This window comes from Corallococcus exercitus (assembly GCF_003611585.1).
In the GTDB taxonomy this organism is placed as follows: domain Bacteria; phylum Myxococcota; class Myxococcia; order Myxococcales; family Myxococcaceae; genus Corallococcus; species Corallococcus exercitus.
In genome coordinates, this window is the sequence record NZ_RAVW01000885.1 from 1 (window position 1) to 488 (window position 488).

Annotated in this window: 1 protein-coding gene; it reads left to right on the forward strand. The window is 72.1% G+C overall.

The features are described from left to right. Positions 1 to 488: threonine/serine exporter family protein (locus tag D7W79_RS42695; RefSeq protein ID WP_147442390.1), on the forward strand; the 488-nt coding region annotated here is incomplete at both ends.

A 488-nucleotide genomic window follows, 5' to 3' on the forward strand; every position in this document is an offset into this window, starting at 1 on the left:
GGCCTGGCGGGAGATGCTCGTGGCCTTCTTCGTGGGCCTCATCGCGGGCGCCATCCACTTCGGCACGCTGCGCACGCAGCGGTTGGACCTGCAGAAGAGCTTCGTCGCGGCGTTCCTGGGGACGCTGGTGGCCCTGGGGTTCACGTTCCTCCTGCCGCGCTTCAGCGTGGTGCGGGCCCTGTTCGGCGGGGTGACGCTGCTGGTGCCCGCGATGGTGGTGACGCTGGGCTCGTTGGAGCTGGCCCTGGAGTCGGTGGAGGCGGGCCTGCCCCGCCTCATGTACGGCGTGATGCGCTTCCTGATGCTGGGCGTGGGCATCGCGGCGGCGGGGACGCTCTGGGGCTTCGGCGGGCCGCTGCCGCCGCACGTCGAGGCGCACGCGCTGCCGCCCCTGCTCACGTTCCTCCTGGTCGGAGTGGGAGGCGTGGCGTTGTCGGTGTGCATGTCGGGACGGCCGCGCGACGTGGCATGGATTGTCGGCGGGGTGC